9 protein-coding genes and 1 pseudogene are annotated in these 7,236 nt (G+C 25.6%); 5 read left to right on the top strand and 5 right to left on the bottom strand.

The window, feature by feature from the left end; translation table 11 throughout:
- Positions 1–93 precede the first annotated feature (93 nt).
- The 3 genes from ACTNAO_RS12480 to ACTNAO_RS12470 form a co-directional block, all read right to left on the bottom strand.
- The gene (locus ACTNAO_RS12480) at positions 94–264 is read right to left on the bottom strand and encodes a transposase (RefSeq protein WP_441029552.1); all 171 of its coding nucleotides are present in this window, start codon (positions 262–264) and stop codon (positions 94–96) included.
- A 438-nt stretch (positions 265–702) separates the two neighbouring features.
- Positions 703–1,407 (bottom strand): hypothetical protein, encoded by a 705-nt coding sequence (locus ACTNAO_RS12475; RefSeq protein ID WP_441029550.1) that lies wholly within the window; start codon positions 1,405–1,407, stop codon positions 703–705.
- A 71-nt stretch (positions 1,408–1,478) separates the two neighbouring features.
- Entirely contained in the window at positions 1,479–1,727 is a 249-nt protein-coding gene (locus ACTNAO_RS12470; RefSeq protein WP_441029547.1) for a hypothetical protein, read from the bottom strand.
- Between the two features lie 174 nt (positions 1,728–1,901).
- Between ACTNAO_RS12470 and ACTNAO_RS12465 the strand changes: the two genes are divergently transcribed.
- The 4 genes from ACTNAO_RS12465 (at position 1,902) to ACTNAO_RS12450 (ending at position 4,700) form a co-directional block, all read left to right on the top strand.
- Positions 1,902–2,327, top strand: coding sequence for a hypothetical protein (locus tag ACTNAO_RS12465; protein WP_441029545.1), 426 nt, complete (start codon positions 1,902–1,904; stop codon positions 2,325–2,327).
- Positions 2,317–2,829 carry a hypothetical protein gene (locus ACTNAO_RS12460; RefSeq protein ID WP_441046283.1) on the top strand — a complete coding sequence of 171 codons (513 nt, stop codon included), beginning with the start codon at positions 2,317–2,319 and terminating at the stop codon, positions 2,827–2,829. Before ACTNAO_RS12465 ends, ACTNAO_RS12460 begins: the two co-directional genes overlap by 11 nt.
- 17 nt (positions 2,830–2,846) lie before the next feature.
- Positions 2,847–4,325 (top strand): hypothetical protein, encoded by a 1,479-nt coding sequence (locus ACTNAO_RS12455; RefSeq protein ID WP_441029539.1) that lies wholly within the window; start codon positions 2,847–2,849, stop codon positions 4,323–4,325.
- A gap of 141 nt (positions 4,326–4,466) precedes the next feature.
- The gene (locus tag ACTNAO_RS12450; protein WP_441029537.1) at positions 4,467–4,700 is read left to right on the top strand and encodes a transposase; all 234 of its coding nucleotides are present in this window, start codon (positions 4,467–4,469) and stop codon (positions 4,698–4,700) included.
- A gap of 98 nt (positions 4,701–4,798) precedes the next feature.
- Here ACTNAO_RS12450 and ACTNAO_RS12445 read toward each other — a convergent pair whose 3' ends face one another.
- Together ACTNAO_RS12445 and ACTNAO_RS12440 are read right to left on the bottom strand one after the other, a co-directional pair.
- The gene (locus tag ACTNAO_RS12445; RefSeq protein ID WP_441029534.1) at positions 4,799–6,130 is read right to left on the bottom strand and encodes an ATP-binding protein; all 1,332 of its coding nucleotides are present in this window, start codon (positions 6,128–6,130) and stop codon (positions 4,799–4,801) included.
- A 545-nt stretch (positions 6,131–6,675) separates the two neighbouring features.
- Positions 6,676–6,915, bottom strand: a complete 240-nt coding sequence (locus ACTNAO_RS12440; protein ID WP_441029531.1) for a helix-turn-helix domain-containing protein — start codon at positions 6,913–6,915, stop codon at positions 6,676–6,678.
- Between the two features lie 88 nt (positions 6,916–7,003).
- Here ACTNAO_RS12440 and ACTNAO_RS12435 point away from each other — a divergent pair.
- Positions 7,004–7,236: pseudogene (locus tag ACTNAO_RS12435) on the top strand (hypothetical protein); the annotation flags it as partial.

Here is a 7,236-nt window from a genome sequence, read left to right as displayed (position 1 = left end):
AACTCATCAGTGTAATTTGTTGATTTTCTAGCCATAATATTTCTCCTTGTATAATTTTTAATATTATATCTTGACCGAATAATTTATGTCTAATTAATTATAACCAATCCATTCTTTTACATCTTTAATCCAACCATTGATTGTTGATTTTGCAATGCTATATTCGCTACTTATTTCAGATACACTCATTCCTGATTTAAATAAATCTACTATCATATCTTTATAATCTTGATCATATCTTCTGCCCTTTCCCTTAATGGACATATCCTTTCTTAACTAAATAATATTTTACTTAGTTTGATTTAATGTGTCCACTACTTTATACTAACACTACTAATAACCTAAAATTATCTTTTTTCTTTATTACTTACAGTTCACTGTAATATCTAATATTATCGTGATTTAATTTAATAATTTATATTGTTAATAGAAATATAAATACTAATACACAAAAATTTAACATATTATGAAATAATAAGATAATGGATTATTAATTAAATATAAATTACTTGATCATAACATATATTAAAAATTATGAAAAAGAGAAATATTGGCTAAAAAAATCAACAAATTATACTGAGCAAATAGTTCAACCTCTAGTAGAAACTTCACAATTATTATATTTAGTTTTTCTAAGCCAATTATTTAATGGTTAAATTCTCAGAACAATTCTTTATATTTAATTTTATACCAATGTATACATTATACAAATATTGTAATTTGCCAATTAAAATATTTATTTTTTAATTCTTTTAATAATTCTTTATCAAGAGAAAAAATAGCTACTTCGCTATGCATATTAGGATTTTCATTATAAGTTCCAGAAAATGATAATACATTAGTACTTCCTAAAATAAAACTATCATCATCAAAAATTATAAGTTTTATATGTGTATTAGTTTCTTGAACTAAAAGTTTATAACCTAGTATATTTTTTAATTCATTTATATAATAATGAGATTTATTTAATTGAACTGGATTTATTAATTTTCCTGATTCTCTTGTGTCCTTTATACCATAAAGGATTTTAATTCTTAAATTAGAGTTTTTTCTAGTTGCTTCTAATAATTTTATTTTCACATTATTAACCTGAGTTTCTTTAAGAAAAGGTGAAGCTATATCTTTAGCGTTTTTAATTTGAGAATACAATTTTTCATATATTCCCTCCTCAGGATCATTTTCAATGGGCTCTGTTGCTATAAGATTGTTTCCCAAATACCAAATATATTTTCCTTTTAAAACGCTTCGGTGATACCTGATATATTCTTCACTTGTTCCACGATTATAGCATCTTTCAAGATAATTATCATTTTTCTTTTCAAAACCTTCATCGAGCTCTGTTCCATCAACTATAACAAGCCATTTTTTTAATACTTTTGCACCATTAAGTGTCTTTCTTCGAATCATTTGGTACACTATATCATGCTGAATATTTTCAAGTTCTTTAGGATCTAATCACTCTAAATATTCATTTAGAGTTACACATAATGAGGCAGATACTCCTTTTCTTTATCTCCAAGGATATTATAAATATTTGAAACTACTTCTTCTTTATTAAAATAATTAGTCATACTCTGCGTAGATGGAAATGAACATATTGATTTACAATATAATGTTCCTAACATAACACGATTTGAATAATCAATATAGCTTGAATTACGTGTATCAGCTACCTTATCAAATCTATTAAATAATCTTGGATAAAACTTTTTTGAATACCGAGACATTCATTTATTGGATTTTTTTCAACTTATTTTTAATTCTTTGTTCTTTCCTTTCCATAAGCCCTCCTGTGAGACAAAGTTTTTCTTTTATTTTACTTCATCACGCGGGAAATGCGTAGATTTCTATATAATTTAATGAGAAATTTTTTTACCTTTCAGTTCTGTAACCAATCCACAATGAATAACAAAATAGAAGTAACCGAAGAAAACAAAGTTACTAATATGCCAAAAGTTATTAATTTTACATATAGAAAATTAGCAAAAGAAATGGGTTTTAAAAAGTTTGGATCTTCTACAAAGAAAAGATTAGAAAATTCTATTAAATGTTTAACTGAAGCCACTATATACAGTAACTTATCTTTCAGAAATCAAGACGAAGGCAAGTACATAACTACTTTCTCTGGAGAAGAAAGTTGCAGAATACTTAAAAAATATAAATCTTATTCTGTAACCAGGCAAAAAAGAATGAAAGAAAATTTGTTATCTCCAAAACAAATTGAAGAGCATCAAAGTGTAGAGATAGATTCATTTTTTTTTGATAATCTATGTAATAATTATTTTAAATTATACGATTATAATAAGTATATGGTATATGCAACTTAAAAAAGGTATATCTAAAAAACTATTGCTTATACTTACACAATGGTCACATGGATATGAGAAATATATAAACATGCAGACTCTTTATGATTACATAGGATTAGACTTCGATGCCACAGGGGATTTAAAGAAACAAAAATTCTACTATAACAAGAAAATAAAGGAGGCTTTAGACGAATTAATCGAAGTAAAGTTTATTCAAAGTTATAAGTTTGAGGTTAATAAAGGTGTATTATTAGACTTCAATGCCACAGGCAAAAAGCTTGCTAGAGGTCTTGATAAGTACACTAATGACAATGATGTTGTAGGAAGATTGAGAGAAATTGGTGTGGAATACGAAGATATAAACAAATATTGCAGATTAGATACAATGGAATACATATCTGCTTTATTGCGTTATGTAGATGATAAGGAAAGCAAAGGCGAAATTAAAAATATAAAAAATTTCGTTTATAAAGGATTACCATATGAAAAATATGATGTAGAAAAATATAAAATAAAATAAGAAATTGGGTGAGAGTTATGAGTATAACACATGAATTAGATTTAACATTATTAGTTTCTGAAGCAATAGCAAATAACAACAAAATGCATAATATAATTGATAAAGTATATGCTGCTAATGAGGTATTATTATCTAAATATGACTTAAGAGAAAAAGCCATTAAAAATGATTTTGGTTCTATTGAGTTTCAAAAATATTTCTTAAGAACACTTAGAATATTAAAAGCGAACAAAGAAGATGACGATATTATAGATATAGAGAAATTCGAATATACTTTAACAAAAGAATATAGCTATGAGTATACTTATATCAATAATTTAAATGGAAATGAATTTAATTTAGATATTTTTCTAGCTTATTTTACTAAAAAAGTAAGAAATAAAAAAATTACAGATAATGAATTTAATTGGCATGCATACATAGCTTTATTTTTTGCATTGAATAGTGGACTTAAAATAATTGATTGTCAAACTGTAAGAATTGTTATTGGTAATTATAAAAATTACTACAATAGTGGTAAAGGAACCGAAGGAAATCCTTTCTTATATAACAATATAGTAGAAAAACAAGACAAAGAGATTTTACACCTTTTAAATGAAAAACTTAAATTCATTAAACAGTCTTATCCTAATATAAATTATAATTCTGCTCTATTTATGTTTCCGATATATGCATATTCTCCTGGAGGCAGAGCTCAATTAACATTAAAACAAAAGGATATGATGTCAATAGAATACATATATGACAGACATTTAATTGACTTAAATGCTATAAGTAAGTATAAAGGATTAACAAATAAAGAAATAACAGAATTACTATTTATGTATTATAAGGGACATTTTGATGAATTTTCTTCTAATGATGCATTAAAAGAATGGTTTTCATATTCTGTTCCTATATATTATTTAACAAAGGCTTACAGGGACGCTAAGGACTTTTACTATGATAATTCGAAGAATTTACTATTGGATAAAATAAAAGCCTTAGAAAGCGAATTAAACGGTATACAAGCGATATCTAAAAAATATGCTACTGATAATTCTACTTTACTTGATGAAAATGAATTACTTAAAAAAGAAGTACAAAGGCTAAAGCAAGAAAATGAAAACTTGAAAAATGATAAATTAGAAATAAATTCATTGAGAGATTTTGTTTTTAGTTTAGAGCATTCAGAAAACGATATCAAAACAGATATTGATTTAAAAGTTATGATTGATGCAGTTAATGAAAATAAATTATTAATCATAGGCGGTACAGATTCCTGGATAAGAAAAATGAAAGAAACATTAAATCAATGTACTTTTATTTCTCCAGATGTAACCTTTGATAATAAAGTTTTATTAAATAAAAATGTTGTTATCAATACAGATTATATAGGACATGGAACTTATTACAGATTAATTGAAAATATAAATAAAATGAAAAGCTTCAAGTTTTTCAGTAATGCAACGAATATTGAATTAAGTATAAAAAAATTATATGAATTAGTAAAGTGAGGTGATTATAGTGGTATTTCCAATAATCAAAATTAAAGATCTCCTTACTGATGAAGAATATATTGGTATTAGCATAAAGCAGTGGATACATTAAGTCAAACTAAGTAAAATATTATTTAGTTAAGAAAGGATGTGTCCATTATGGAAAAGGGTAGGATATATGATCAAGATTATAGAGATATGATAGTAGATTTATTTAAATCAGGAATGAGTGTATCTGAAATAAGTAGCGAATATAGCATTGAAAAATCAACAATCAATGGTTGGATTAAAGATGTGAAAGAAATTAAAGTAGATGAAAATGAAGTTATGACATTAAAGGAATTGAGAGAATTAAAGAAAGAAAATGAAATATTAAAAAAACTATTACCATAAAGGAATATATGGAGCACCTAGGATTCATAAAATATCTACTATAGAAGGTTTTAACGGAATTGTGCAAAATTCCGTTAAAACTAAATATAAGCTTCCAATTATCTTGTTAAAAATGTTGTCATATAAACAGGTATATATTTAAAATCATCTTTTTTATCTACATCTTTTTGTGAAACAATAAAACATTCCTTAATATTCTTAGAATATCGTTTTCTAAACTCTGACATTGATTCATGTTTCCCAGTTCCTGAAGATTTAACTTCAATTGCAGATACTTTAGATCCCTGAGATATTAAGAAATCTATTTCATAATAGTGAGTACTTCCATCTTTTTCCCATGTATGATAATATAGTTCCCTTCCTGATGCTGTTAATATTTGTGCAACAAGATTTTCGTATAAATAACCTAAATTAGCTGGAAGTTTATCAGATAATAATTTTGCATATATTTCATTTTCAGTAACAGGTCTATCGATAAACATTAATGTAATAAATAATCCTGTATCTGCAATATATAATTTATAACTATCAAGATCTTTAGTAAGTGATATACTTACTCTTGGATCTGTTGAATTATAGCATGGAAGAACTGTTTTTGAATCAATTAAGTCATACAAAAGATTATCATCCTTTGACGATTTTCTTTTCCCAAGTGCTGTAGATATACGATATCTCTTTGTATCTTTAGATAATTGTGCAGGTATAGAATGATACATTGATGATAATCTCCCTGATGAATCAATTTTCTTAAAATCTTCTTCGTATAAATTAATAATTTGTCGTTTAACCTGGTCAATCATTGAAAAATTAGCACCATTTGTATATGCTTCTACTGCCTGAGGCATTCCACCAACAGCCATATATATTCTAATATCTCGCATAAGTTTGCGATTTACCTGTTGACCAACTGCTTTATTCATTTCAAATAAATTTTTTAACATAGAATAATTTTTACCTGTTGCATTACAGAACTCTTCATAATCCATTGGATATACTTGAATCTTCATTTCCTCTGATGGAATCAATATATCTTTCACATTTTTTTTGATTGATATTAATGATCCAGTCTCAATATAATGGTATCTTCCATCCTTTACTAAATGTTTTATCGCCTGTCTTGCTTTGGGAAATAACTGTACTTCATCAAAAATAATTACAGATTCATGTGGATATAAGTCAATTCCTGTTATTGCCTGCAATCGTAAAAAGAACATATCAAGATTATTAATATCATCAAAACACTCAATAATCTCGCTAGATACATTGGAAAAATCAATTAAAATATATGATTTATACTCATTTATTGCAAATTGTTCCGATATAGTAGATTTGCCAACTCGTCTTGCACCTTCAAGCAACACTGCATATCTATCTGCATATTTTTCTTTCCAATCCAATAATTCTTTGTAAGCTTTCCTTTTAAAATACATAGATTTTCCTCCACTTTCTATAATAATATCACTGTATTACATTTCTTCAGTATAATTCTATTATATTTTGTGCATTTCTTCAATATTTAATATCTTTATTTATGTATTTCTTCATTTTTATATCTATCTATTTAATAATATAATTATTGATTGCTAGATTATTTGCATAATATCATCAATAACTAATTTAACTATTACTTTATAATAGTCATTAAAATAGCAATAATAAATCATAATTATATTATGCCCAATTTTCTCTATATTTAATGGCAGCTCTGAAAGTTAAATTTTTTATCTGATCATTTTTTCTGTAAATTTACCTTTTTTATTTTAATTTACATTTTTACTTTTTTATATAATTTTTATTTAAGAACAAGTATTCTTAAAGCTACTTTATAAATTTAAAAATCCAATATAACCAAAATCCATTTGAGCTTCTTCACCAGGTTGCGTATTAAGAACCATATAAACTTTTGATTTCTTTTCTCTTATGCTGTGAATATATTTTTTTACAGTATCATAACTTCCTTGATAATCATAATCCCTTACAAGATCTTCAAATATTCTTTTTGCTGAATATCTTTATTAACTTCAATTTGTATATATTCTTTATACGGATCAAGTATAGTAGGTCTAGTTTTCTTTTGGGGTAATTCTTCATCCGATTCTTTGAGCTTTGCTCTAACGGTTTTTCTATCAATTTGAAGCATTCTTGAAATTTGTGATTTATTATATCCTTTCTCAAAAAGTGTTTTTATTGTTGTTTTCATTGCCTCACTTATCATCCTTTCCCCTCCTATAATATGTATTAATACTATTATAAAAGGGATTTTTATAAGTGGGGAATTTTTATTCCCTTAAGTGGGTAAATTTATGGTTCTTCCGCAAATATTCGTATTAACGGAAATAATATTTGTAAAAGCATTGATAAATGTACATTTAAAATATATGAACACGGATTTTTACGGAAGAACCAAATTTATTTTACCACTAACAAATGAAGATTTATTGGAAATAGTAAGAGATAGATTAAAATCTTTTCAAAATGGCAAGTATGCTTGTGAATATAATGAAAAAGCATTTGGATTGTCAACACTTTTTTATAC

Origin of the sequence: Clostridium sp. HCP1S3_C6 (assembly GCF_052066735.1) — a bacterium.
In the GTDB taxonomy this organism is placed as follows: domain Bacteria; phylum Bacillota; class Clostridia; order Clostridiales; family Clostridiaceae; genus Clostridium.
Note: the sequence above shows the minus strand (reverse complement) of the source record. Positions and strands in the feature narration are given on the sequence as shown.

Coding starts and splice junctions, on each gene's coding strand:
- ACTNAO_RS12460 (WP_441046283.1), top strand. CDS start 2,317: ATGCAACTTAAAAAAGGTATATCTAAAAAACTATTGCTTATACTTACA.
- ACTNAO_RS12465 (WP_441029545.1), top strand. CDS start 1,902: ATGAATAACAAAATAGAAGTAACCGAAGAAAACAAAGTTACTAATATG.
- ACTNAO_RS12475 (WP_441029550.1), bottom strand. CDS start 1,407: ATGATTCGAAGAAAGACACTTAATGGTGCAAAAGTATTAAAAAAATGG.
- ACTNAO_RS12455 (WP_441029539.1), top strand. CDS start 2,847: ATGAGTATAACACATGAATTAGATTTAACATTATTAGTTTCTGAAGCA.
- ACTNAO_RS12445 (WP_441029534.1), bottom strand. CDS start 6,130: ATGTATTTTAAAAGGAAAGCTTACAAAGAATTATTGGATTGGAAAGAA.
- ACTNAO_RS12470 (WP_441029547.1), bottom strand. CDS start 1,727: ATGTCTCGGTATTCAAAAAAGTTTTATCCAAGATTATTTAATAGATTT.
- ACTNAO_RS12480 (WP_441029552.1), bottom strand. CDS start 264: ATGTCCATTAAGGGAAAGGGCAGAAGATATGATCAAGATTATAAAGAT.
- ACTNAO_RS12440 (WP_441029531.1), bottom strand. CDS start 6,915: ATGATAAGTGAGGCAATGAAAACAACAATAAAAACACTTTTTGAGAAA.
- ACTNAO_RS12450 (WP_441029537.1), top strand. CDS start 4,467: ATGGAAAAGGGTAGGATATATGATCAAGATTATAGAGATATGATAGTA.